This is a genomic window from Pseudomonas sp. WS 5071 (assembly GCF_012985765.1).
GTDB lineage: Bacteria > Pseudomonadota > Gammaproteobacteria > Pseudomonadales > Pseudomonadaceae > Aquipseudomonas > Aquipseudomonas lundensis_A.
This window is the reverse complement of the sequence record NZ_JAAQWY010000012.1, coordinates 89,883-114,520: the sequence shown is the minus strand read 5'-3', so window position 1 is coordinate 114,520 and position 24,638 is coordinate 89,883. Positions and strand designations below refer to the sequence as shown.

Annotated in this window: 18 protein-coding genes and 3 pseudogenes; 10 read left to right on the top strand and 11 right to left on the bottom strand. The window is 55.7% G+C overall.

Features of this window, described 5'->3' with window-relative positions; translation table 11 throughout:
- Positions 1-148 precede the first annotated feature (148 nt).
- Together HBN61_RS09945 and HBN61_RS09940 are read left to right on the top strand one after the other, a co-directional pair.
- Positions 149-1,615 (top strand): SEC-C metal-binding domain-containing protein, encoded by a 1,467-nt coding sequence (locus HBN61_RS09945; protein WP_170046667.1) that lies wholly within the window; start codon positions 149-151, stop codon positions 1,613-1,615.
- A gap of 178 nt (positions 1,616-1,793) precedes the next feature.
- Positions 1,794-2,504, top strand: a pseudogene (locus HBN61_RS09940) (DinB/UmuC family translesion DNA polymerase); the annotation flags it as partial.
- Here HBN61_RS09940 and HBN61_RS22625 read toward each other — a convergent pair.
- Entirely contained in the window at positions 2,489-2,989 is a 501-nt protein-coding gene (locus HBN61_RS22625; protein WP_262498746.1) for a DUF2938 domain-containing protein, read from the bottom strand. The pseudogene HBN61_RS09940 and the gene HBN61_RS22625 overlap by 16 nt on opposite strands.
- A gap of 78 nt (positions 2,990-3,067) precedes the next feature.
- Here HBN61_RS22625 and HBN61_RS09935 point away from each other — a divergent pair, with 78 nt between their 5' ends.
- Positions 3,068-3,487, top strand: a complete 420-nt coding sequence (locus HBN61_RS09935) for a helix-turn-helix domain-containing protein (RefSeq protein ID WP_169962798.1) — start codon at positions 3,068-3,070, stop codon at positions 3,485-3,487.
- 36 nt (positions 3,488-3,523) lie between these two features.
- Entirely contained in the window at positions 3,524-4,045 is a 522-nt protein-coding gene (locus HBN61_RS09930) for a DUF2867 domain-containing protein (protein ID WP_170046666.1), read from the top strand.
- Between the two features lie 53 nt (positions 4,046-4,098).
- Here HBN61_RS09930 and HBN61_RS09925 read toward each other — a convergent pair whose 3' ends face one another.
- The 10 genes and pseudogenes from HBN61_RS09925 to HBN61_RS09880 all read right to left on the bottom strand — a co-directional run bounded on the left by HBN61_RS09925 (position 4,099) and on the right by HBN61_RS09880 (position 16,761).
- Complete coding sequence (locus tag HBN61_RS09925) at positions 4,099-4,248, bottom strand: hypothetical protein (protein ID WP_169962802.1); 150 nt, start codon at positions 4,246-4,248, stop codon at positions 4,099-4,101.
- A gap of 98 nt (positions 4,249-4,346) precedes the next feature.
- Positions 4,347-5,999 carry a WG repeat-containing protein gene (locus tag HBN61_RS09920; RefSeq protein WP_170046665.1) on the bottom strand — a complete coding sequence of 551 codons (1,653 nt, stop codon included), beginning with the start codon at positions 5,997-5,999 and terminating at the stop codon, positions 4,347-4,349.
- A 174-nt stretch (positions 6,000-6,173) separates the two neighbouring features.
- Positions 6,174-6,575 (bottom strand): hypothetical protein, encoded by a 402-nt coding sequence (locus HBN61_RS09915; protein ID WP_169962806.1) that lies wholly within the window; start codon positions 6,573-6,575, stop codon positions 6,174-6,176.
- 151 nt (positions 6,576-6,726) lie between these two features.
- On the bottom strand, positions 6,727-6,990 hold the full coding sequence (locus HBN61_RS09910) for a PAAR domain-containing protein (protein WP_170046664.1): 264 nt from the start codon (positions 6,988-6,990) through the stop codon (positions 6,727-6,729).
- A gap of 59 nt (positions 6,991-7,049) precedes the next feature.
- Positions 7,050-7,595 (bottom strand): hypothetical protein, encoded by a 546-nt coding sequence (locus tag HBN61_RS09905; protein ID WP_170046601.1) that lies wholly within the window; start codon positions 7,593-7,595, stop codon positions 7,050-7,052.
- 1 nt (position 7,596) lies between these two features.
- Positions 7,597-7,843: pseudogene (locus HBN61_RS22940) on the bottom strand (RHS repeat domain-containing protein); the annotation flags it as partial.
- A gap of 209 nt (positions 7,844-8,052) precedes the next feature.
- A complete protein-coding gene (locus tag HBN61_RS09895; RefSeq protein ID WP_170046662.1) occupies positions 8,053-8,550 on the bottom strand; it encodes an Imm21 family immunity protein in 498 nt (165 codons plus the stop codon).
- Complete coding sequence (locus tag HBN61_RS09890) at positions 8,547-13,175, bottom strand: RHS repeat-associated core domain-containing protein (protein WP_170046661.1); 4,629 nt, start codon at positions 13,173-13,175, stop codon at positions 8,547-8,549. The genes HBN61_RS09895 and HBN61_RS09890 overlap by 4 nt, the downstream gene beginning before the upstream one ends.
- Positions 13,151-16,117, bottom strand: coding sequence for a type VI secretion system Vgr family protein (locus HBN61_RS09885; RefSeq protein WP_170046660.1), 2,967 nt, complete (start codon positions 16,115-16,117; stop codon positions 13,151-13,153). The genes HBN61_RS09890 and HBN61_RS09885 overlap by 25 nt, the downstream gene beginning before the upstream one ends.
- Positions 16,118-16,242: 125 nt before the next feature.
- Positions 16,243-16,761: an Hcp family type VI secretion system effector gene (locus tag HBN61_RS09880; RefSeq protein WP_169892590.1), complete on the bottom strand. Its 519-nt coding sequence runs from the start codon at positions 16,759-16,761 to the stop codon at positions 16,243-16,245.
- 976 nt (positions 16,762-17,737) lie between these two features.
- On the opposite strand from HBN61_RS09880, the pseudogene tssA reads away from it, so the two are divergent.
- From tssA to tssG, 6 genes and pseudogenes are all read left to right on the top strand, one after another.
- A pseudogene (gene tssA / locus HBN61_RS09875) lies at positions 17,738-19,294 on the top strand (type VI secretion system protein TssA).
- Positions 19,295-19,326: 32 nt separating this feature from the next.
- A complete protein-coding gene (gene tssB / locus HBN61_RS09870; RefSeq protein ID WP_170046659.1) occupies positions 19,327-19,830 on the top strand; it encodes a type VI secretion system contractile sheath small subunit in 504 nt (167 codons plus the stop codon).
- A gap of 28 nt (positions 19,831-19,858) precedes the next feature.
- The gene (tssC, locus tag HBN61_RS09865; protein ID WP_170046658.1) at positions 19,859-21,334 is read left to right on the top strand and encodes a type VI secretion system contractile sheath large subunit; all 1,476 of its coding nucleotides are present in this window, start codon (positions 19,859-19,861) and stop codon (positions 21,332-21,334) included.
- Between the two features lie 12 nt (positions 21,335-21,346).
- Positions 21,347-21,754 carry a type VI secretion system baseplate subunit TssE gene (gene tssE / locus HBN61_RS09860; protein WP_170046657.1) on the top strand — a complete coding sequence of 136 codons (408 nt, stop codon included), beginning with the start codon at positions 21,347-21,349 and terminating at the stop codon, positions 21,752-21,754.
- A 117-nt stretch (positions 21,755-21,871) separates the two neighbouring features.
- Complete coding sequence (gene tssF / locus HBN61_RS09855; RefSeq protein ID WP_170046656.1) at positions 21,872-23,659, top strand: type VI secretion system baseplate subunit TssF; 1,788 nt, start codon at positions 21,872-21,874, stop codon at positions 23,657-23,659.
- Positions 23,623-24,630, top strand: coding sequence for a type VI secretion system baseplate subunit TssG (tssG, locus tag HBN61_RS09850; RefSeq protein WP_170046655.1), 1,008 nt, complete (start codon positions 23,623-23,625; stop codon positions 24,628-24,630). Before tssF ends, tssG begins: the two co-directional genes overlap by 37 nt.
- Positions 24,631-24,638 lie beyond the last annotated feature (8 nt).

The window sequence follows — 24,638 nt, the reverse complement described above, 5'->3', positions numbered from 1 at the left end:
GATCACACTTTGCTTGTTAATCGCAGTTTAGGAAGGTTGGCTGTAGGTGTCCGGCCAAGTTTCCTACCAATAGCGCTTATCCGAGCAGCATTGAGTCGTTACGTGGCCTGAACGTTCTCAAGCACGCAAAATAAAAAGGACGATCGAAGTGCTGAAACCCATTCTGAAGGAACCCAGTGTCAACGAGAGTGAGAGGATTCTGTCCGCAATCGTGTCAAACACGTTCTTCAGTCTCTGGTGTTATCCGAGCCTGTTCCGCTCAGTTGGTAAGGGTAAGGAATTCGCCGACCTCACCATTTTCTTCAACAACACCCTGATCATTTTCTCCGACAAAGGCCACGTCAACTTTCAAGAGCAAAATGATGTCCAGTTGGCCTGGAGCCGCTGGTATCGGGCTGCAGTCAGGGAGTCTGCAAAGCAATTGTACGGGGCTGAGAGTTTCGTCAGAAACCACCCCGACAAGCTCTTCCTCAACTCCAGGCTGGAGGATCCGTTCCCGTTCGATTTGACCAAGCCAGGGTTGAAGATCCATCTGGTAGCGGTCACGGGCGGGATTGGTCAGCACGCCCAGCGTTTCTTTAATTCGGTAGGGCCCGGTAGTAATGGAACGTTGGTGTATCACTATGAGGTTTCTGAAAATTATTTGCTGGAAAAGCCTTTCATCGTAGGCGATGTCGATCCACGAAAAACATTCGTCCATGTGCTTGATGAAAGCGGTCTGAAGCTACTGTTCGAGGAGCTTTGTACACCGGCAGATTTCATCCACTATTTAGAGACCAAGGAACGGGCTATTCGGAGTGGAAGCTTCCTATCCAGCGCTGGGGAGGAAGAGACGCTCGCAACATATTTGCAAGAAGATGGTGGGTACGGTTTCGGCGATCTCAGAGTACCGACAGGCTACGAAGGCCACTCTTTCAGGATCCCAGAAGGGGAATGGAAGCATTACCGGCAGACAGTGGCTTACGCGCTCCGGCATGGCCATAAGAAAAACGCGAAGCTCTGGAACGAGATCATCGCTCGCTTCGCTGATGCCATTACCGATGCATGCGTAGGTGAGGCCAAGGATCTTCCTTTCATTGGCCATTCAAATGCTCTTCAGATTTTGGCGTCCGAGAACCTACATTCAAGCAGCTTTCTAGCATCGGCCTTGTTCGAGAAGTTCGGATTGGTGCCCAAAGGCATCCGCTCTGCGCGGACGGCACCGTCCACTGCTAAGCCTGACAGGTTGTATGTATTCGTGTTCTTCCCTTGGGACGATAGCTTTACGTCATATCAGGAATACCGAGAGGCACGGACGGGGTGCATGCAGCTGTACGCATACGTCGCGATGTACAAATACCAGAAGGCGAAGGAGATATTGATATTCGGAGCTGACACCAAAGGCGGACAAGGTGGATCTGAGACGATCTTTGCCGTTGATGGAACTGTTCCCCTTACAAGCGGGGAGCGGGAGATGACTCAAAAAGCGATGAAGACTTTAAATATCCTAGATAACGTTTCGGAGAGAGTGATCCGAACATCCCATTCAGACGCTGATGTCGGACGAAATGGTCCGTGTCCATGCGGATCGCAGAGAAAATACAAAAAGTGCTGCATGGTTACTGGCATGCATTGAGCTCTGGAGTTTTCGCGGAATGTAGCAAATAAACGGTCGGATCCATGCAATGGCGTATGGACACACTTTCGTTTTTTCGCGGGAAAATGGAGCTGAAGTATGGACATCGGGGATTAATGGCAAAAACAGACCATGACTGCCCTGTGGCTATGTCCATAGCCCACAATCTTTCCTTTAAATTGATGAAGCATTTGCCGACATGACCGGCATTGCAGATGTTACCGAGGTCAGTCGCCAGTTGCGAAAGCGCATCCTGCAGTGCACCGGTATCCCGGTAGGGGTCGGTATTGGTCCTACCAAGACCTTGGCCAAACTGGCCAACCACACTGCCAAACGCTTACAGGCGCATACCGGAGGCGTGGTCAATCTGTGTCCGGATCACGAACGGGCCTGGACGCTGCGCAATACTTCGGTGTCTGATGTCTGGGGAATCGGACGACGTATGACTGCGCACCTGGAAGGCATGGGCATTGTGTCGGCGATGGACCTGGCGCGGGCCGATCCGTGGACGTTGCGTAAAAAATTTAGCGTGGTCATCGAGAAAACCGCTCGCGAGTTGGCGGGCACCCCGTGCCTTGAACTGGACGAGCCCGACCCGCCGAAACAGGAAATCTGCTGTAGCCGAATGTTCGGCAGGCGTCTGACAGCCATTGAGCCGATCAAAGAAGCGGTGGCGACCTACATGATGCGTGCCTCGGAAAAACTCCGGGCGCAACAGTCTTATTGCCACAAGGTGCGGGTCAGTATCCGTACCGGCATGTTCAATCCGGATGAAGCCAAATACGCCAGAGGTATCGTCGTGACGTTGCCCTATCCTACCGATGACGTGCGTCTGCTGACTAAAACCGCCGTAGACGCTGTTGAGCATGTCTTTCAACCCGGCTTCAAATGAGCCCATAGCCAGCCCGTAACATACAATCCGATACCGAATGACAGGTGTGTAGTCAGACTCCTTAGTCGCGCCAGTCGGGGATGGGGCGTGTTAGAGGCTGCTACCCCCATACCCAGTGCCGGTTGCATGATCAGCCACGGCGCAGCAACGCTGAACACGCCCATCAGCAGTGCCGGAGTCAGTGTCGGCCGATAAAACCAGTGTTCGCCAGCGACTGCCAGCAGGAGTGCAGCGAAGGCGACGCCTGTCAGGTAATGAAACAGCCAGCCGGTCAGCCGCTCATGGCGTAGCGGTTGAGCGCGGCTTATCGAATCATGGCGAAATCGCCCTGAAAGCATATGCCCTAGCCAGCGGCCAACGAGCCGATAGTCAAGGGATGGCACGTTGAATAAACGCTGGCGAAGCAGGGCAACGATGTCCATGAAAAACGTGGCACCCAGGCCAAGCCCCGTAGCGCTTGCGATCCACTGCGGTGTGTCCATGTCACGTTCTCCTTGTCGGCCAAGTATCGAGTTGTTTGAATGGCCAGTGTGCAAGTTCAAGTCGACTTGAGGTCAAGCATGAAAGAGTTCGGCATTAAGGAAGTCGCAAGGCGCTCCGGGGTTCCCGCTTCGACGTTGCGCTACTACGAAGAAAAAGGGCTGATTCGCTCGGCTGGACGACGTGGCTTGAGCCGGGTATTCAAGGCCGATGTACTGAATCAGCTCGCGTTAATCACGCTCGCGCAGTCGCTGACGTTTTCATTGGATGAAATTGCGTCCATGCTGGCGGCAAATGGCCACGTAGCCCTTGATCGGCAGCAGCTCACCCGCAAAGCGGACATGCTAGATCGTTTAATAGGCAAACTCGCCGGGGTACGTGATGACCTGCATCGTGCAGCCGCCTGCCCTGCGGTCAGCCATGCGCAATGCCCGAGCTTTCAGCAGCGGTTAAAAGATGTTTCCCGTGAAGATGTATGGCAGGCCCCCTTTGGCTTTTGAAGGCAATGAAACTATCCGGCAAGGAGCGCAACTTTTATGAACCCACGCGTCACCCCCTGTGCAGTGCCGCCGGGTACGCTGATCAGCGCCCACGTTGAAGGCGCGCAATTCGTTGACAGTCAGCGCACGTTCACCCGGGAGTCAGACCGCACAGCGTTAAGCCACCTGTTGCATATCATGGCGGCCACACCGGGCTGGATCGACGCACTGATGACGACCCGCAATCGTGTGGTCAAGTTGTTGGGGCTCAAAGACCTCGGCCGATTAGGGCATATCGATTTGAACCGGGAAGAAAGCACCTATCAGGTGCATGATAGGCTTGGCATCTTCACCTTGCTGGCCAACACCCCCAATGAGGTATTGGTCGCAGACAAAGACAAGCACCTTGATGTGTACGTGTCATTGAGCCGCTCTGGCGTTCAAACCGATGGCACGCGAGAAATCGTAGTGGCCACTGTGGTGCATACCCATAACCGTCTTGGCCGCCTGTACATGCTGCCAGTCGCTCCGGTTCACCGGCATATCGCACCTTTGATGCTGGCGCGCATACCGGGTTGATCCGCAAGAAGAGCAGGTCAGGCGGGTGTCGGGTGGAATACGGGCAATTCGCGTCACGGCATCAGGCCTTCCCAGCCCGAAAAGCAATACTGGGCGCATTGCGTGTTGAGCAACAGCACCTGCCAGGCCGTGTCCTGCGGTACCCCGTTCAACAGCATGATGCAACGCATCAAATACGCCGTGTGGACACAGGTAAATGCCATGGCGACGCAAGGGTTGTCAGTGAGTGGTAAGTGCGCAAGATCCAGGCCAAACGTGTGCACTTGGCGCCCGTCGGCGCACACCAAGGGGCGCAGCAGTCTCAACCCTGTTGTTGGGTCTCGGCGGCGTCGTCTGACTCACGGCACAAGTGTTCTGGGTCGGTAGGCCATAACACCTTGCCGCTGCCATCGATCACTTGTTGCACGTCGCAACCTACCGTTCGGGTTTGAAAAACGGGGCTACCGTCCAGGCTGTACAAGGCGCGCAAGCTGCGGGTCTCATCAGATGGCGTACCCTCCAGCTCGTAGGCGAAGAGGGCACCACGGTGTTCATCGATAACCACTTCTTGCCAGTTGGCGGGTACCAATAACTTGCCGTTCAGGTCATATAACGCGGTCGTTGCCAGGCGGGATGTACCAGTCCATGCACGGATGAAGCGACCACTTTTATCCAGCGTAAGCGCGACGTATTGCCCGGGTTCAATCAGCACGGAGCCCTTGGCGTTCATGAGCCCCAGCGTTGGCAACTGATGGGGGGCACCCAAGAAAGTAATGGTCCTTTTCGGCGAATCAGGTTTTGCGAAAACAATCCGGTCAGGGGTCAAAACACCGATTTGTGCATATTCCGGCTTGAACAGCTCAACCCCTTTATCGGTGTCGAACAGGCCGAAGTAGACGGTGAGCATGTTCTTTAAGTGACCGGTCTGGGTAAAGCCCGGAACAGACTCGAACATTCCCAGCGGTGAGTGCACCGCCGGTTCTGCCGAATCGAAGCTTGGCTGAATCAGCCACTCTCCTGAACGTGCGAGAAAGCCATATTTGCCCCTGTTTCCATCGTGGCCCACGGCCTTGACCAGTGCGCCTTTGTGACCAAACACCTCGCAAGCGTCGTAGGTCGGCGCGATGGCAACCTGACCTTTAAAGTCCAGATAGCCGCAGAGGCTGTCGAAGTTCTCCTTGAAGGCCACCAAACCATCGCCAGGTACGCCTATCCAGTCATACTTGAACTCGGTCAGTAGCGTATTCGACGCGTCTGCCAACCCTTTTTTTCTGCCCAGTGAAACGACGAAATGCTCATTGGCGTATTCAACGAACTTGTCGAAGCCGACAGACTTGACCTCGCGTGTTTGCAGGTTGATTGCCCAGTTCTGGCCGTCACGTTCAGCACTCACCCAACCGCCCGCCAGGGCACTGTCTTTATAGGTCGAGAGAGAGTCGAAGAGAGGGGCTGTGATCACATGCCCCTCAGCGCTGAGCAGACCGTATTTATCGTCCACCCCGTAGACGATGTACTGGCCCAGCGCAGTCCCGCCGCCGGGATAGATATCATCATAAGCTGGCGGTTGAACTTCATTGCCTTGCTGGTCCATGACACCCCACTTGCCATCACGCTCAAATCCGAAAAAACCGGGTGTCAGCAAGCGCAGCCCCTCGGTGAACGCGGGTTTTATAACCTGTGTACCGTCGGCATTGGCCACGTTCCATTGACCGTCTTCGGCATAAATGAACGTGCTGTTCAACGGCACTGAGAGGGCGATGGCATAGGTGTTGTCGCCGTTGACTAACACAGAGCCCTTTTGGTCCAGCACCAGACATTCACCGTTCACACAAACGGGGATCACCATGGCAGCCAAAGGGACAACTGAGTGCGGGGCCGTGGAGTGGCTAGCAGCGTCTTCATGACAACCCGCCAGAAATAAAGCTGATAACGAAAGCGCCAAAGGCATAAGGCGGGCAATGAATATTTTTTCCATGACAAAACACATCCTTGCAAAGGTAAACCAGACGCGCACTTCCTGATGAATAAGAAAGTGCGCATCTATTCGCGTTAAACCCAACTGACGTTTACGGAGTTGTCAGGCGAGCAACCGATAAACTATCGAAGCGATGAGCCATTAATAAACATCGTGGTTAGATTAACGGACCATTTATTGCTGCATGGATTTCAAGCCTTGACGCAGGCCTTCATCCGCACCTTTGCACCACGCCTCAAGGCCTTGAGGCGCATCGGATATATTCACCAGTTTGCCGTCACTGCCCTGAATGTTGCCTTGACGCCCGTTTTTTTCCATTGCGTCGCCTGAGCTTTTGTCGAACTTGGCTGGCATGTTGTTGACGTAATCCGTCATTTTTTTGGCTTCAGCCAAGCTGTCTTTCTTCAGTACACCCTGGTCGACACAGTACGAAATCAGGCCCGACATCGAACGGCTGGTGTCATAGATTTGCTTGAGGGTTGTAGCATCGGGCATGTCTGCGGCAGGGGCCGCTTGAACGACAGAACACATTGAAACAGAGGCGGCCAACAGCAGAGTTGAAAGTTTAAGGCTCATGTTTAATCCATTAAAGCAGGTGCAAATTTTAGTTTGCAGGGGAGAATCCTGCGCGGATCTAAAAGTACCCGCGCAGGGGGAAAACACAACCGCTTAGAATGAGTTCAATACGGGTGTGCAGTGTTCTGAGTGGTGTGTCATGCATATGTGATCAACGGTTAACGGCACCTTTAGGGCCGCTGGCAATCAACGCTGCGCCACAGGCCGTTTTCATACCGTCGAGCGCAACTGCGATGCCGTCTACGGAGTAAGTTGCGCTGCCCTCGATAATGGGAAAAATCCCTTTGCATAAAGGGCAACTAACCTTATGCCCGACCCCGGCAATCGGTTTGCCGTTAAGGTCAGTCTGGGAAAAAGCTTCAAGAACGACGCCCCCATGGGTGGTGGGATCGCCTAGGCGGATGATGTCTTTCATTACGACTCAATTCCTTCTGTTTTTTACACATTAAACACACAAAGTGCTCAATGCATTCTCTAGGTAGCGTTACGTTGCCACCATTTTTCTGCACTGTCACGCCGGGTATTTACACCATTAATTTTAGGGTTCCGTTTTCCATGTTTAAAATGTATTGGTAATGCATACTTAATGCCATGGAATTTCATTATTTCGACTGTCCACGCCGCGCCGGAGCGAGTCTCGGTATCGACAAAAATCGCCTGATCATACTCGGGTAGCCGCTCAGTGCCTAAGGTGTCGAGTCGAGTAGCACCAAGAGCATTCAAGGTTTTTAAACTAAGATTTTCAGAGGATATATCAATCGATTGTGCTTTAGCATCAGCATCAATCCGATATTTGTAGTCAGTATTACATGTGTCATGGTAAGTTTTTCTTTCAGTATGAAAGGCCGCTTCCCACACGATTATCTGATTTATAAACGTTTGAACCCTCTCTGCAGGTGACATTGTTTTCATCTCTGCTTCAACAGTTGCCAGAGCATGGATTGAGATATATTCGAGACGCAGTACTTGCTTAAAATCTGGCTTTATACAGAGTTGAGTAGGGCGGGGTAGCGTTCTCATCACTGATCGGGTCTTTGCTGACAAACCGTCCGGCCCGTGGATCATAGTACCTATACCGATTGTAATGCTGCCCTGTTTCGTGATCGTGGTATTGCCCTTGAAACCTGATCGGACTCTTCAGGCCTTGGCGTTGCGCCCATTCCGAGCGTTGTTCTTTGACTTCTCCCCACGCCTTGTATTGTGCTCCACGCCACTTGGCCGTTGTGATCCATGAGCTCTTGCGGCGTTCCAAGGTGGTCGCACGTAAAGCTATAATATTCAACTTATTAGAGAGCAATATTAACGTTCAACTGCTCTCATCGTGCCGCTTGCAATTAGGATTGCGCCACGCGCAATTTCTATACCGTTGAGCGTGGCAGCAATACCGTCTACGGTGTAAGTGCTGCCTACATGGCGAACATGCTTGACTGCCAGGCTCGGCGTGGTTAGATCAACCGTGGCAAGCCTCCGAATAAAATCACAAGGACTGTATGACATGTATCAAAACAGAAGTTTCAGGTGTGGGCTCATGGATTAGTGTAAGTATTCTGTTTTTTTTGGAGCCTGCCTTAAACTTTATTGAGTTGCCAGTGCAAAACTTTTCGGCAGCATCAAATACTACTAGACTTATATCGCTCCACTCTATATCAATATCTTCTATACAAATAAGATTGTCAAAATCTAGATTCTCCATCGCGTGATGCACCGCGATCTCGCTCGGCGCCCACTTCCATCGTACTATAGCTGTTTTTTCATCGGAAGTAGCTATCGCAGTTTGAAGTGGTTCGTCACCAAGAACTAATACTGTTTCATTATGAACTTCTAGCTTTTCTGTATAGTTACTTGCTTGGCAGGCAAGATCGTAATCTGAAGGACTGCCATCTATGCCTCTCCATAGTGAAGCTGCATTTTTTGGCATAACTATTAGAGGGCCACCGGTACTCGATAGCCATTTTGAAAATTTGAATTTAGTCATGATAGTTTTGCTCTTCTTTTGGCTTGAGTGACTTGTCCTGCTTGCCTCAGGCTGCACTTCTTACAGTGAGGATACAAGCGCTGTGGATTATCTTCTATATTAAGAGCATTGGGAGTCTGATGATCCGGAATAAAATCCCCGCTTTTTGTACCTGGTTCTTTCGATCCGCAGGTATGACATCCGTCTTTAAAGCCAATTATATTGGTCTGTTCACGTTCTAGGCGCGTGAAGTTTCTTTCTGGTCCTCTAGCGAGGATAGACTCACTAGCAAAAGGTCCTGGCTTCAATGTTTCGTCACTCGCCAACCCCAACGGATCAACCCACTCCACCGGATTAGGCGCATACGCGTACAGATTCAAGCCACCCGCATAGCTGATCGGGTCTTTGCTGATAAACCGTCCGGCCTGTGGATCATAGTACCTATACCGATTGTAGTGCAGCCCTGTTTCGTGATCGTGGTACTGGCCTTGAAACCTGATCGGGTTGCTTAGGCCTTGGCGTTGTGCCCATTCCGAGCGTTGTTCTTTGACTTCTCCCCACGCTTTGTACTGCGCGCTCCAGGCGATTTGGCCGGTGTGGTCGGTCAGTTCTTGTGGTGTGCCGAGGTGATCACACTGGTACCACGCCAGTACGTCTATCGGCAGCGCTTGCGGGGTGTGGGTCCACAGCGGGTCTTGGTCGATGTCGTAGGCACCGGTGTAACTCGGCTGGGCCAGCAGGCGCATCGGTTGGTGGCGCAGGGCCTGGGCCACGGGGACGAAGCTGCCGGGTTCGTAGAGGTAGTGGACGGTTTTGCCACTGGCACCGTCAGCCTGTGCGGGGCTGCTCTCCCAGGCCAAAGTGTCGCCGTCCCAGCCGAATAAGGTGAAGCCGCAGCCCAGTTCGCGTTGTTTACGCGCCTGTTCGTTTTGGTTCCACTGCGAGCCCGCTTCGCTTCGGTTTAGGTGGTGGGCGTTGGAGTATTTGTAGAGGCGTCTTCCCAGCGGGTCGTAGGCGTAGTCGACGCGCAGTCGGTTGTCTTCAAAGCGTACCAGGCGGTCGAACAGGTCCCAGTGCAGGCGGCTTTGCTGGCCGTTGTGCCAGCGGCGGATCTGGTTGCCGCGTTCGTCGTAGTCGTAGTGGGTGCCGGCGTATTCGCGCAGCAGGTTGTCCATCAGTTTGTTGCGCTTGGCGTCCTGGTCCAGCGGGCGTTGGTGCTGTTGGTTTTTTTCATCCAGCAGGTTGCTGGCCGGGTCGAAGGCGAAGGTTTCGACGCCCAGTCGGCTGGTGGCGTTGAGCAGTCGGCCTACCGGGTCGTAGCGATACGATAACGGGCCGCGACGGCTGTCGTGGATGTCGGTCAGTTGGCTGGCCGCGTCGTACTGATAGGTGCGTTTGAGCAGGGTGGTTTTGTCGTCGCTGCGGCCCAGCAGTTGTTCTTGCAGGCGCCCGGCCGGGTCCCATTGCTGGGTCTGCAGCAAGCGGTTGCCCTGGTGGCGGGCGACTTCGCGGTGCAGGTCGTCGCGCTCGTAGCCGATCAGTTCGTGTTCGTCGAGGCGCAGGCCCAGCAGGTGGCCGCTGCCGTAGGTCAGCCAGCTGACTTTGTGGCCGTCCGGGCGTGTGGTGGCGATGCGTTGGTTGAGCACGTCGTATTCGTGCTGCCACACGGCAACCACCGGGGTTTGCAGGCTCAGGTAGTGCTGGTGTTCGCGCAGCAGGTTGCCCGCCGGGTCGTGGAACCATTGCAGGCGGCTGTCGGCGTTGGTGGCCATGGCCAGGTTGCCGTTGCCGTCGTAGGCGAAGGTTTCGGTTTGGGTGGTGCTGCCCAGGCGTGCGGTGCGTTCGATGAGGCGACCTGTGGGGTCGAACTCGACGTGGGTGGTGCGCTGGCCGTCGACGGTGTTGGCCAGGCGGCCGGTGTTTGGGTCGTACTCGTACAGGGTGCTGCGACCGTCAAACCCGGTCTCTTTGAGTAAACGGCCTACCGGGTCGTAATCGAATGTCGCCTGCTGCCGGTTTTCGTTTTCCAGCGCGAGCAGTTGCCCGAGGCGGTCCCAGCGATAGCGCAAGGTCTGTTCGGCAGCGTCGATACGTTCGTCGATCAAACCGGCGGCGGTGTAGCTCCAGGTGGTGCAGCGGTTGAGGCCATCGGTGTGGGCCAGCAGTCGGCCTTCGGCGTCGCGGCTAAAGCGTTCTTCGGTATTGTCCGGGTGGGTGATCAGGATCAGTTGCCCGGCCTTGTACACGTACTCGGTCTTGTTGCCCGCCGCATCGGTGAAGCAGATCATTTGCCCGAGGTCGTTGTACTTCCAAACACTGGTTTTGCCGGAGCAGTCGACGTATTCCACCAGTTGCCCGGCGTCGTTGTAGGCGAGGGTTTTTTCGTTGCCGTTGGCGTCTTTGATGGCGCTTGGCAAACCCGCTGCGGTGTAGGCGTATTCGGTTTTGTTGCCCAACGGGTCGACGGCTTCAATCAGGTTGCCCTGATCGTCGTAGTCACGTAGCCAAAGGCCACCTTCGGCGTCGCGGATTTTGATCAGTTGGTCGTGATCGTTGTACGCGTAGTGCATGACGCTGTGGTCGGCGCGGATGTGTTCGAGCAGGTTGCTGCGATCGTCGTAGCTGTAGCGGTCGGTGCTGCCGTCGGGATGCACGTGGCGCAGGATGTTTTTCGCGTCGTCGCGGAACAGCCATTCCGAACGCCCGTCAGCATGGCGGATGCGGTAGGTGTAACCGAGGATGTCGTAGTAGTGCCAGGTCTCGTTGCCGTGGGCGTCGGTGACGTAGGTCAGGCGGATGTTTTCGTCCCATTCCAGGCGCGTGTCGAAGCTGCCGTCGTCGGCCCATTCGCGCACGGCCTTGGCGTCGGGGCCTGTGCCTTGCCATTGCAAGTTCATGCCGCGCTGCGTGCGGTCGGTGTAGCGGGTGATCAGGTGGTGCTGGTATTGGTAGCTCCAGGCGGCGCCGTTTTCGTCCTGGGCATTGATCAGGTCGCCGTGGGCATCGTAGTAATAGGCCGCCAGTTGGCGCACCGGCGCGCTGTCGCGTATTTCCCACAGGCCTGTGAGGTGGCCGTGGTCATCGATCATCGTGCCCAGATGTAAATGGACGTTGTTGAGGTCGCTCTGGTAGGTGATCAGGTCGGACAGCACCGGTTGGTCGGCATGGCGGTATTCGTGGTGCAGCATGACGCCTGCGCCGTTGCGCAGTTCGATTTGCGCGAGCAGGAAGCGGTCGCCGTGGCGCACGTAACTTTCCCTGCGCTCAAAGCCACGGCACAGCAACAGGGTGTTTTCCGTGACGCGCACCAGCGTCAGGTTTTCGATGGCGTCGTAGTGCGCCTGACCCACGGGTTGGAGCGCGTAGTTGTGGTCACGGCCGTCCGCATCGTGGAACACCAGACCCTTGCCGTGCAGGTCAAAGCGGGTGGTGAACTCGGTGATCCAGCGCGCACCCAGGGCGCCTTGGTCGTATGCGCTCAGGCGCGAGCAGTAGGTACGTGTCCAGTCGATAGGGAACGGGCCGGGCAAGCTGAAGTCGGTGTGGCCGATGGACTCAGTGCCCAGAGCAAAGTTGATGCTGTGCTGCGTACGGTCACAGGCGCAGTTTTTTGCGGGATTGGCCATCCCTGTCGCAGCGGCTTGTTTTTGGTTGGCTTCAACCTGTCCTTCAGTCGCTGTTTGTCGGGCCTTGTTGGTTTCAGCGGGTTTGACGTTAGTGCTTTGCCCATGAACATTGCGCTTGCGCCACAAAGCCGTAGCGCTGGACAGGATCAACAACAACCAGCCAATCGAGTACTCAACGTCTTCGGCGCTGAGCGCGCTCAGTTGCGTGCGCAGCTCTGGCCCCATCGCCCGCAGTTGAGCGGTGTGGGCGGTGACGGAGCGTTTGATGTCGTCGGACAGCAGGTGCTGCGAGGCGCTGTTGGCCATGCCTTTGCCAGCGGCTTTGTAGGCGCTGAACAAGCCGCCGAAGATATTGCGGATAGCCGCTTTGGGGTCATGCAGCAACTGGTCGCTCGCCGCACTGATTTGCGCACTCGCTGCATCCAGATCCCCAGCGGCATCGAGGGTGCCGTTGACGGCGGCTTCCAGCCCCTTGGCGATTTCGTTGAGCATGTCTTCACCGAGCTTGCCGGCGTCAGCGAGGATTTGCGGCAGCTTGGCCTGGGCTTGCTCGACGAAGTCATCGAGGCTGCCGACAATGGACGCGTTCAGGTGGCCCACCAGGATCTCGATGACTGACGCGCTGAGCATCAGCTTGGTGGTCGAGCGCATTTCCTGACGTACCAAGTGCAGGGTTGGACGCAAGGTCATGCGCGCAGCCGCCATGGCCGGGGGCAGCGGCAAGACGCCGATCAGGTTGATCGCCAGGCTCGCCCACAGCAGCAGGTCGCGTTTTTCAGTTTTGGTCAGCGTGACGACATCGCCCAACGCATCTACCAGCGCCATGATGTTACCGACCACGGGCAAGGCCCCGGCCACGCCCTGGATCCGCTCGAGGGTGACGACACCACCACTCATTTCCTGCAACCAGGCATCGAACACCGCAGCGCCACTGGCCACGTCTTTGACATCAATGGCACTGATCGGAACGATGGCGACCTGTGGGCCGCGTTTTTCTACAGCCGTATTTTCAGGGGCCATGAGAGCATCTCACCCGCCAGCAGGCCGGGGGTCTTGAAGGAAAGCGAAGGGGGGCTAAAGGTCGGCAGCGCCTGCAGGCTCGGCAGTGCGCCGCTGTTATTGGCCAGACTCAGCAAACTTGACGCGCTCGGCAGCGCGGCACAGGCCAGCGGCGCGATGCCCGACACGCCTGCTTGCAGCGAAGTTTTAACGGTCTGCACCGATTGCATCGCGCCTTGGGCGGTCTGGATCACGCTCATGCCGTGCTGCACCGTGGCCATGCCGGTCTTGGCCAGCCCTTTGCCTTGCTCCAGCAGTTCGGCGCTTTTGCCCTGGCGCGGTAGCAGGTCAGTGACTTTGCTCTGGATCGGGCCGGGGAGATTGTCTGCGCCGGCTCCGCCTGGCACTGCGCGGGGCCACTTGGGTGTGCCGATGTAGCTGCCGTCACTCCAGGTGTCGGAGGGGTCGAGGCCAAACTTGACGCGTGCCGGTCCCGGTGCTGCACCGGCCACCGCCGCAAAGCCTTTAGCGTCAAGGGCGCCCTTGATGCGCTTGCCCAGCGCATCGATCACTTCGAAATCGCCGCCCTTGATGCCCTGGTGGTTGGCGTACTGATTGAACAGTTCGAGGTTGCCTTTACCGGGCTTGAGCGGCTCGGGGAATACCCCAGCCAGACTTTTGGCACCGGTGTAAGCAAAGTTGGCCGCGTGAGCGGTATACGGGCCGGAGGTGACGTGGGTGATGCCACCGGCGTTATAAGTGGTGGCACTGCCGCCGCCCTGAATCACCAGCTCGGTTTTGGCCGTCAGGGTGATGCGGTCGGCGTTGGCGGTGATGTTCAGTTTGGCCAGCAGGTTGATGCTGTCCTTGAGCGCTCGCACATCGATGTCGCCGGACGCAGCCACCAGTCGCCAGCCCAGATTTTGCACAAACAGGCGCATACCTTGGCTGGCACTGGCGAGTAACTTCTTGCCGATGGACAAGCTCGTGTGCCCGGTGCTGCTCAAGCCCAGGTGCTCGCCCGTGGCGATATGGGTCGATTGCGGCGTACTCAGCGCGATCCCCGCCGGGCTCGCCAATACCAGATGCGGTTCGCTGAACTCCGGAAACTCATTGGCACTGACGTTGGCCGGGCCGCTGCCGATAATCCCCTGATGCTGGGCGTGCAGCGCCTTGGCCACGGCATCCTGATCGCCGGCTTCCTGTGCCTTGTTTTCCATGGCCTGCATCGACAGGCTGTCCTGCTGGTCACTGGCGGTGGCCAATCGCTCGGCGGTTTCGGGCAGGTCTTTGTGATGCTTGGACTCATTGGGGCGCGGTTCGGTGGTAATCAGCAAGCCGGCGGCGGCGCGCACGGCCCCGTGCCGGTCTGTGCGCAACTCAAACCCTTCACCGCGCGGCTGCCCGCCCGAAGGCCGGGGATGGGTCAAATAGCCCAGATTGATCGCACTGGCGCCGTGATCACTGCGCAGCGCGATGCTGATTTCGCTGGTGGTGTCGTCAATGCGCAGTTCGTTGGCACGGCTGCCCTTGTACTCCTTGCTTTTGATTGTGGCGAGGGTTTTGAGCTCGGGCAGCTTGTACGGCGGTAAATTCACGCCGTGGTACAGGCAGCCAGTAATGAGTGGCTGGTCAGGGTCGCCCTCAAGGAAGGTAATCAGCACTTCCATGCCGATGCGAGGGATGTTGATCGAACCAAAACTCTGGCTTGCCCAGTTCGATGCCACACGCATCCAGCAACTGGTTTTATCGTCGAACGCACCTTCGCGATCCCAATAAAACTGCACTTTGACCCGGCCGTGCTCGTCGCAGAAAATCTCCTCCCCGGCCGGGCCGGTCACGATGGCGCTCTGGCTGCCGAGGACTTTAGGTTTGGGGTTTTTCAGCGGCGGACGGTACGGCACGTCCCAAGGGATGGCGCTAAAGGTGTTGCGATAGCCCTGATGAAAGTCGTCTTTTAAATCGGAGACTTCACTGGTCACTGACTCTTCCAGCACCTGAGGTTGTTTGCCATGGTGGGTGATTTCAGTCAGCAGCCACAGGTCGTTCCAGGTGGCATTGGCGTGATCGGTGAGCGGCAGGAAATGCCCGCTGACCAGCAGCGGCTGGTCGCTGTTGCCCTTGGCCAGTTGATAGTCGGTGCGATGGCGTTCCAGGTTGCGGGTGGACAGGTGTTTACCGCGCTCGCGATCAACAAAGCGTCCGGGGTAGTCGTAGTCTTCCAGGTCAGGCACAGCCTTGCTCTTGGCATGACTTTCCAGCTCGATACGCGGTTTGGTGAAGTCGTAATCACGGCGCGTGACACGCGTGGTTCGGGTGGTCAGACGCATGCCGAAACGTTTGATTACCGGCGCGTCCGCCACCAGCCCCGTGTCCTGCTGATACGCCACCGGTGCCAGTTTTGGGAAGATGGTCTGGTCGTCGCCGAACACCAACAAGTGCGCATCCGGGCTGTGCTGAAAGTGAAAGTGAATGCCTTCTTCTTCACACAAGCGCTGAATGAACTTCAGGTCCGACTCGTCGTACTGCACGCAATACACGCGCTCGGGATAGGTCGCGCTGAGCTGGAATTTATAATCACTGGCCAGAATGCCGTGCTCTTCCAGCACCTGCGCGATGATCTGGCGCACTGTTTTCTGCTGGAAAATCCGTTGGTTGACCCTGTGCTCTAGGTACGACAGATGTGGGCGTAATGACAGGCGATAACGGGTCAGACGTCTGCCAGCTTCGCCCCGGGCGATGCTGTACACCTGCCAGTGAATACCGGTGCCCGACGGCGAAATCTGCAAGAACGCCTGCTTGTGCAGCAGTTTTTCAAGGTCAAGGAAGGCCCGCTCACTGACCAGTTCCAGATCAAAAACGAACGGCATGTTCAAGGCCTCGCGACCCTTGAAGGCCAATACCTGAAAATCCGCTCCCGCAAGGGTTAGCGTGAAATGGGGCTGGTCAGCCGGTGAAAACATCCCTGATTCCTCATGCAGTGCTGCTGATGTCGTCATCTACAAACAGGCGACGAGAACATAAAATTCTGGGGGCAATACGGCGTACCGACTGTCAGGGGTCGGTACGCAGAAACACTCAGCCAGCCTTAGCCAGCGATCGGCGTACGCCAGTCATCGGAACCGGAAGTGCCCGATACTTCGTGGGTCCAAGTGATTTTTCGGTAGGTGAATTCCACGTCTTCCAGGTGCGTGAAGTGTGAATTCGACGGGTCCTGGCAGTTGTGCATGTAGTCCTTGATGTCGACGATGATTGCGTCTTCAAGTTTGGTGGTGAAGTAATGCTCTTGCGTACCGGCCGCCGAGGTGCGGAACCACTGGATTTCGATCTCCGTCAGGCGCTCGCCCGAGGTCAGTGCGGCCAGCAGCAGCGGCGACGATTTGTCGAAAACCTTGGTGATTTTTACCGGTTTGTGAACGCGCTGACCGGTGGGTTGGCCCGACTGCGGGTCGCGAGGAATGATCACTTCGTGACTAAAACCCTGAACCATGACTTGGTCTTCATGACCTTCCTGGTAGGTATTGCCTACCGAATCTGCGGTGAATGCACCGGCAGTAATCAGACCCTGTTTGGTGCCGGTGATGGACATGTAAGCTGGCGTCGCCATTGAGGCTCTCCTTGCTGAAAAATAAGGACTTGAAAGGCCCAAATGCCGGTCAAGTGCTGAATGTAGTAACCAAAGTTCGTGCCAACTTTTTTGAAAGCCTTTAAAAACAATGACATAGGTGAAGTAGTAGTTTTTAGTGGTTAATTTTTAAACAAAAACTCCTGAAAAGTGCGCAAGAAGTTGCGCAGTACTGTGCAACTTCTTGCGCACTCGTCTATAGAGCACGGTTTATATGTGCTCTGGCAATGTATCCACACGGTTATCCACATTTGAGTGCGCAACTTCTTGCGCAGTTGGCGTGTTTTGGGGTGCGGGAATTAAGGGTGTTTTGAGAGGGGGATTGAGAGGTGACTTTTTCATTGCTGGAGGAGGTTTGTATCTGTGGAAACCTTGGTTTCTTAAGATGATTTTAGGGTTTTTGTTAGCGGGTGTTCGTCGCAAGTCGGAGGCAGCGTGTGAAGATGAGGCTGTTGTTCGATTTATATGAGGTGTGAAATATTTTTGAATTATCAGAATTTTCTGATAGATGCTCGCTTGCTAAATGGTGATAATCGCCCGGCAAACGTGCTTGTATGTAATGTTGAATTAAAGGTGGCATATAAATACGACAAGTAACTGATTTCATTGGCTAAACCGCATTTTTTTAAAGGGGATTTCGGGTTTCAATGGGTTGGTCTCCACTGTTGTCAGGCAATTCGCAACGTGAGGCCTGTGGCGGCGGTAGTTTCATTCGAATAAATGAAAAATATGAAAGGCATAATATTTCTCGGTAAGGTAGACGGCTGTTTTTTGGTAACGACTCGTTAGTTTTTTGTGTATCCTCTCGGCCCGCATCAGGTATCACAGTGCCATTAAGGTATTGGAGGTGTTTGATATAAAGTCCATTTCCCACCTTGTTGATCCGAGGGGGGAAGTTGCTTTAAGGGTTTGCCAGGAGGCGCGAGCGCTCTAGCGTTCAATCATCAAGGAGGTATAGATGACGTATTCAAGCACGCTAATGGTCCGCTATGCCGACTTGGTCCGGCAGCCCATTTCAATTGATAGTTTTGCCGGTGATGAGGTGCGCTACTCCAGTGAGTTTGAAGCATTGGAAGCGGAGCTGGAAAAGGCTCAATCGCTGCACGCCAGCGGTCCTGTCGACTGGCTGAAAATTCAGGAAAACAGCGAGCACATTCTTCGAAACTCTTCCAAGGATTTACGTGTTGCAGCATAGCTGACTTGGGCCTTGCATCTGCGTGAATCTTTCGCCGGGCTGCATGCCGGATTGGGCGTGCTGGTGTACCTGTGTGAGCATCACTGGGAACAGTTCCACCCGGCCAAGGCGCGGACTCGCGCTGCGGCCATTGCATGGTTGGTGCCGCGACTCGAAGGGGCGTTGAAAGATGACGTGCCGATCAAGGAGCAGTTGCCGCTCTTTCGCAGCTTGGTCAAACAGTTGCAAGCGCTGGACGCCGTGCTGACTCGACACCTTGACGATGCTGCGCCATTGCTGCTGCCCATTCACCGACGACTGGCAAATATGGTCCAGCGCGCCGCCAATAACGAGCCAGAACCTGGCGTAGTCGGGGCTGTGGTAGCTCAGGTCAAACAGGCGGCTAACCAACTGTTCACGCCCGGTACTCCAATTGATAACGAAAAAGACGCGCAAAAGGCACTGCGTACCCAGCAGGACAGCGCGCGTCCACTGTGCGCCTGGTGGCTAAGGCAGAAAGCCACGGATGTGCGGGCGTTGCGCCTCAATCGTACGTTGATGTGGATGGCCATCGACGCCTTGCCTGAGCGCAGCTCCGAGCAAATTACCGCGCTGCGCGGGTTGCCCGCCGACAAGCTCAAGGCCTATGAGGACCGTTTCGCTCAAGGTCAGTACGCCGACTTGTTGGTGGAGGTGGAGGCCAGTTTGGGCAAGGCCCCATTCTGGTTTGATGGTCATCGGATTGTGTGGGAATGCTTGCAGTCTTTGAATGCCGACCTCGCTATGCGTGAGGTCGAAATCCACTTCAGTCTGCTGATTCAGCGCCTGCCCGGCATTATTGAATTGCGCTTCCATGACGGGGCACCGTTTGCTGATCCGGCGACGCGCGCATGGATCAGTGCCAGTGTCATGCCGCACCTGCAAAGCGCCAGTGCGCCGCGCAAGGTCGAAGTGACCGCTACGCAGCCTGCTTGGGAACTTGCCCTTGAAGAGGTGCTACCGATTCTACGCAAGGACGGTCTCAAACCCGCCGTGCAGATCCTCAAGCAAGGCTTGCAAAACGCTCAAGGCGGACGCGTCCGGTTTTTTTGGCAGTTCGCCCTCGCGCGACTGTGTTTCATGGCCAAGAAGTACGAGCTGGCCAAGACCCAGCTTGAAACCCTGGACCGAACCTTACAGGACTCAGGCCTGAATGCCTGGGAACCTGATCTTGCGCTGGAAGTGCTGCATTTACTGCATAACTGCTGCGAGTTATTACCGCAGAACCATGCCGTACGTGAACGCAGGGATGAGATATATCGCAGGTTGTGCCACCTCGATCTTGAAGTGGTACTCGAATAGGCCCCAGGGTCACACAAGCAAGGAAAAAAACCATGGCCAAAGAAGGCTCGGTAGCCCCCAAGGAACGCATCAACGTCACCTTCAAACCCGCAACCGGTGGGGCACAGGAAGAAATAGAACTGCCGTTGAAGCTACTTTCCATCGGTGATTACACCCACCGCAAGGATGAACGCAAAGTCGAAGATCGCAAGCCGATCAGCATCGACAAGATGACTTTCGATGAGGTGCTGGCCAAGCAAGAGCTGAGCTTGACCTTGAGCGTTCCCAACCGTCTTCAGGAAGAAAGCGACACTGAAGAATTGGCCGTTGAACTGCGCGTTAACTCGATGAAGGACTTCAACCCGGCGAGCCTTGTCGAGCAAATCCCCGAGTTGAAAAAGCTGATGGAGCTGCGCGAGGCGCTGATGGCCCTTAAAGGTCCATTAGGGAATGCACCGGCATTTCGCAAAGCCATTGAAGGCGTATTGGCCGACGATGAATCCCGTGATCGCGTATTGGGCGAGCTGGGCTTGAACGCCGCCACCCAGGACGCTTGAGCCCCCATCAGCCAAGGAAGAGAACGCAATGAGCACCAATGCAGCGCAGCAAAGCAGTACTGAAAACGGCGAATACAGCATTCTTGACAACATCATCGCGCAGACGCGTCTGACGCCAGACGATGAAGCGTATGACATTGCCAAGCGTGGCGTGTCGGCATTCATCGAGGAGTTGCTCAAGCCGCAGAACAATGGTGAGCCGGTCAAGAAAGCGATGGTTGACCGCATGATCGCCGAGATCGATGCAAAGCTCAGCCGTCAGATGGATGAAATCCTGCACCATCCGGAGTTCCAGTCGCTGGAGTCATCGTGGCGTGGCTTGCAATTGCTGGTCGATCGCACCGATTTCCGTGAAAACATCAAGATCGAAATCCTCAATGTGTCCAAAGAGGACCTGCTCGACGATTTCGAGGACTCGCCGGAAGTCATGCAGGCCGGGCTGTACAAACATATCTACACCGCTGAATACGGCCAGTTCGGTGGTCAGCCGGTGGGCGCAATTATCGCCAACTATTACCTGTCGCCAAGCGCGCCGGACGTGAAACTGATGCAGTACGTGTCCAGCGTTGCATGCATGTCTCATGCGCCGTTCATTGCGGCTGCCGGCCCTAAGTTCTTTGGCCTGGAAAGCTTCACCGGCTTGCCGGACCTCAAAGACCTGAAAGATCATTTTGAAGGCCCGCAGTTCGCCAAGTGGCAGAGTTTCCGCCAATCGGAAGACTCGCGTTACGTCGGCCTGACCGTGCCGCGCTTCCTGTTGCGCAACCCGTACGACCCGGAAGAAAACCCGGTCAAATCGTTCGTCTACAAAGAAACCGTTGCCAACAGCCACGAGCACTACCTGTGGGGTAACACGGCCTACGCATTCGGCACCAAGTTAACTGACAGCTTCGCCAAATTCCGTTGGTGCCCGAACATTATCGGCCCGCAAAGCGGTGGTGCGGTTGAAGACTTGCCGTTGCATCACTTCGAAAGCATGGGTGAGATCGAGACCAAGATTCCGACCGAAGTGCTGGTGTCCGACCGCCGTGAGTACGAGTTGGCCGAGGAAGGCTTCATCTCCCTGACCATGCGTAAAGGCAGCGACAACGCAGCATTCTTCTCGGCCAGTTCCGTGCAGAAGCCAAAATTCTTTGGCATCAGTGCCGAAGGCAAAGCTGCTGAACTGAACTACAAGCTGGGCACCCAGCTGCCGTACATGATGATCGTTAACCGTCTGGCCCATTACTTGAAAGTGCTGCAGCGCGAACAACTCGGATCGTGGAAAGAGCGTACCGACCTTGAGTTGGAGCTGAACAAGTGGATCCGCCAGTACGTGGCCGACCAGGAGAACCCGAGCGCTGAAGTGCGTGGACGTCGTCCGCTGCGCGCTGCGCAAATCATTGTGAGTGACGTAGAAGGGGAGCCGGGCTGGTACCGCGTCAGCCTCAATGTGCGCCCGCATTTCAAGTACATGGGCGCTGATTTCACCTTGTCCCTGGTGGGCAAGCTGGACAAAGAGTAAGCGGAGCGACTCATGACGGGATATGGCAGCCTTTTCGAGCGCCTGAACGGCGATGCGGATGCGCGCATCGGCTGGAGCCGCGAAATATCGGCCATGGCGTCGGTGGCTGCCCATCTCGCCAAGATGCTCAGCACCCGTGCGGGCAGCGTGCAAACGCTGTCCGATTACGGGTTGCCTGATCTCAATGACATGCGCTTGAGCCTGCATGACTCTTTGAGTCAGGCCCGTGAGGCGATTGAGGGTTTCATTGAAGCTTATGAGCCGCGCTTGAGTAAGGTGCGCGTCGTTTCCTTGCCCCGTGACCACGATCAATTGCGCCTGACCTTCAGTATTGAAGGCCTGTTGGAAGTTGAAGGAATCAAGCGGCAAGTGACTTTTAGCGCCTGCCTGGACGGCAGTGGCCAAGTCAACGTGACCTGAAGATACATCGAGCTGGTATATCGACAAGAAGTAAGCAGTTCCTTTCTCGGCACACAGCATGATCCAGTGGCGGGCAAGACAGATTTTTCATGAGTTTTAATGCCAGGAAGGTATTTCGTGTCCTTTAACCACTACTACCAAAGTGAGCTCACCGCACTTCGACAGTTAGGTCGACGATTCGCCGAGCGCAGTCCGGCGTTGGCACCTTTTCTGGGGCAAGCCGGGCGGGATCCTGACGTGGAGCGGTTGCTGGAGGGATTTGCCTTTCTGACTGGCCGTTTGCGGCAGAAACTCGACGACGAGTTGCCCGAGCTGAGCCACTCGTTGATGCAACTGCTGTGGCCCAATTACATGCGTCCACTGCCAGCCTTCAGCATTTTGCAGTTTGATCCGCTGACAATGCCTGGGCCTGGGCTAAAAGTGGCGCGCGAAACACCTGTCGAAAGTGTACCGATAGGCGGTGTGCAGTGCCGGTTTCGCACCTGTTACCCAACCGAGGTTATGGCTCTCGATCTGAAGGCTTTGAATTATTCAGTCAAGGGCGACGGATCGCTACTGAGTTTGCGTCTGGAAATGAGCGCCGACGGGCACTTGGGGGAACTCGAACTGAGCCGTTTGCGGTTGCATTTTGCCGGCGAACGCTACATCAGTCAGATGTTGTACCTCAGCCTGCTGCGCAATCTGGAAAGCATCGAGCTGATTCCGCTGGACGCTTCGAACAAACCGCTGGAGGGCGCGGGCGGGCGTCCGATGGCATTCAAACTGCCGGGTGACCGGGTGAAACCGGTGGGGTTTTCCGAAGAGGAAGCCCTGATCCCATACCCGCTCAACACCTTTCGGGGTTATCGCTACTTACAGGAATATTTCGCGTTTCAGGACAAGTTTTTGTTTGTCGATGTCAGCGGCCTGGACATGCTCAACTCCCTGCCGCAAGACACCCTCAAGCAAATGCGCGGCCTGGAGCTGCGCTTTGAGATCCGCAAGAGCGGTATTCAGCGCTTACGCCCGACGCTGGAAAACGTAAAACTCTATTGCACGCCGATTGTGAACTTGTTCAAACATGACGCGATGCCGATTCGTCTCGATGGCAAGCAGGACGAGTACCTGTTGCTGCCTGCCGGGCACGATCAGGAGCACTGCGGGGTGTTTTCAGTCGAAAGCGTCATTGGCTGGAAGCCTGGGGGCTTGGGCTATCAGGCCTATGTGCCATTTGAGTCGTTCGAGCACGACCCCAGCTTTGACGTGCCCACAGCCCGTGCCCATTACAGTATTCGTCAGCGCTCTTCGCTGTTGCACGATGGCCTCGACACGTACCTGAGCTTCGGCATCCGTGATACAGAGGCCCACGAAACCCTGTCAATCGAGCTGACCTGTACCAATCAGAACTTGCCGCGCACGCTCAAACTCGGGGATATATGTCGCTCCTGTGAAAAAACCCCGGAGTTCCTGACCTTTCGCAATATCACCCCGGCGACGTGCAGTTATGCACCCCCGATCAACCGTGACTTCCTGTGGAAGCTGATCAGCAACATGTCGCTGAACTACCTGTCACTGGCCGATGTGAATGCGTTGAAGGTAATTCTCGAAACGTACGACCTGCCGCGCTATTACGACCAACATGCTGAAAAAGTCAGCCAGCGGCTGCTGGGTGGGCTCAAGTCGATCCGCCACGAACACGTTGACCGCTTGCACCGTGGGCTGCCCGTGCGCGGTTTGCGCACCGAGCTGACAGTCGACACGCAAGGGTATATCGGTGAAGGCGATCTGTTCGTTTTTGCGTCGGTGCTCAATGAGTTTTTCGCCCTTTACGCCAGCCTTAACTCGTACCACGAGTTGCGTGTAAAGAGCACACAGGGAGAGGTGTACCAATGGACACCACGTATGGGCCTACAGCCACTTCTTTAAGTGGGCTGAGCCGGGTTATACGCGAGTACTCACTGTTTCAGGCTGTATTGCTGGTGATGGACCGGTTGCGTGAAGCCCATCCACTCCTCAATGAAGACGACCTGTACGACCAGTTGGAGTTTCAGGCCAACCCAAGCCTGGGCTTCCCGGGCAGTGATGTGGACCGCGTGCAGTTTTTTAATGAGCACGGGCAGCTGCGTGCACGCTTGCAGTTCAACCTGATCGGGTTGGTGGGGGCCGGCTCACCCTTGCCGGCGTTTTACGGCGAGCAAGCGCTGGGCGACAGTGAAGAAGGTAATCCGACGCGTAATTTTCTGGACCTGTTTCACCATCGCCTGCAACGGCTGATGCTGCCGATCTGGAAAAAGTACCGCTACCGAGCAAGTTTTCAGAGCGGCGCGCTGGACCCGTTTTCGGCGCAACTGTTTGCGCTGATCGGTCTGGGTGGCGAAGAAATCCGCCAGGCCAAAGAGCTGAACTGGAAGCGTTTGTTGCCTTACCTGGGGTTGCTCAGCTTGCGTGCGCATTCGGCAGCACTGATAGAAGCGGTGTTGCGTTACTACTTTAAACACGCCGAATTGACCATTGAGCAGTGCATTGAACGGAGGGTCGAGATTCTCGAGGAGCAACGTAATCGCCTCGGCCGGGCCAACAGCTTGCTGGGTGAAGATCTGGTGCTCGGGGAGCGTGTTCGGGACCGCAGCGGCAAGTTCCGCATTTATATCCGGGAACTGAATTGGGAACGCTTTCATGAGTTTTTACCCATAGGTTTTGGCTACCAGCCACTGTGCGCACTGGTGCGTTTCACCTTGCGCGACCCGCTCGATTACGACATCCGGCTGGTGTTGCGTCAGGAAGAAATCCGCGAACTACGCATTGGAGAACTGAACGCCTGCCGCTTGGGATGGACCAGTTGGCTGGGGCGTGAACGCGCCGATGGCGTGGTGACGCTGGGCAGCAAAATTCATTAAGGACTGAT

Coding starts and splice junctions, on each gene's coding strand:
- HBN61_RS22625 (WP_262498746.1), bottom strand. CDS start 2,989: ATGGACACACCGCAGTGGATCGCAAGCGCTACGGGGCTTGGCCTGGGT.
- HBN61_RS09935 (WP_169962798.1), top strand. CDS start 3,068: ATGAAAGAGTTCGGCATTAAGGAAGTCGCAAGGCGCTCCGGGGTTCCC.
- HBN61_RS09930 (WP_170046666.1), top strand. CDS start 3,524: ATGAACCCACGCGTCACCCCCTGTGCAGTGCCGCCGGGTACGCTGATC.
- HBN61_RS09925 (WP_169962802.1), bottom strand. CDS start 4,248: ATGGCATTTACCTGTGTCCACACGGCGTATTTGATGCGTTGCATCATG.
- HBN61_RS09920 (WP_170046665.1), bottom strand. CDS start 5,999: ATGGAAAAAATATTCATTGCCCGCCTTATGCCTTTGGCGCTTTCGTTA.
- HBN61_RS09915 (WP_169962806.1), bottom strand. CDS start 6,575: ATGAGCCTTAAACTTTCAACTCTGCTGTTGGCCGCCTCTGTTTCAATG.
- HBN61_RS09910 (WP_170046664.1), bottom strand. CDS start 6,990: ATGAAAGACATCATCCGCCTAGGCGATCCCACCACCCATGGGGGCGTC.
- HBN61_RS09905 (WP_170046601.1), bottom strand. CDS start 7,595: ATGAGAACGCTACCCCGCCCTACTCAACTCTGTATAAAGCCAGATTTT.
- HBN61_RS09895 (WP_170046662.1), bottom strand. CDS start 8,550: ATGACTAAATTCAAATTTTCAAAATGGCTATCGAGTACCGGTGGCCCT.
- HBN61_RS09890 (WP_170046661.1), bottom strand. CDS start 13,175: ATGGCCCCTGAAAATACGGCTGTAGAAAAACGCGGCCCACAGGTCGCC.
- HBN61_RS09885 (WP_170046660.1), bottom strand. CDS start 16,117: ATGTTTTCACCGGCTGACCAGCCCCATTTCACGCTAACCCTTGCGGGA.
- HBN61_RS09880 (WP_169892590.1), bottom strand. CDS start 16,761: ATGGCGACGCCAGCTTACATGTCCATCACCGGCACCAAACAGGGTCTG.
- tssB (WP_170046659.1), top strand. CDS start 19,327: ATGGCCAAAGAAGGCTCGGTAGCCCCCAAGGAACGCATCAACGTCACC.
- tssC (WP_170046658.1), top strand. CDS start 19,859: ATGAGCACCAATGCAGCGCAGCAAAGCAGTACTGAAAACGGCGAATAC.
- tssE (WP_170046657.1), top strand. CDS start 21,347: ATGACGGGATATGGCAGCCTTTTCGAGCGCCTGAACGGCGATGCGGAT.
- tssG (WP_170046655.1), top strand. CDS start 23,623: ATGGACACCACGTATGGGCCTACAGCCACTTCTTTAAGTGGGCTGAGC.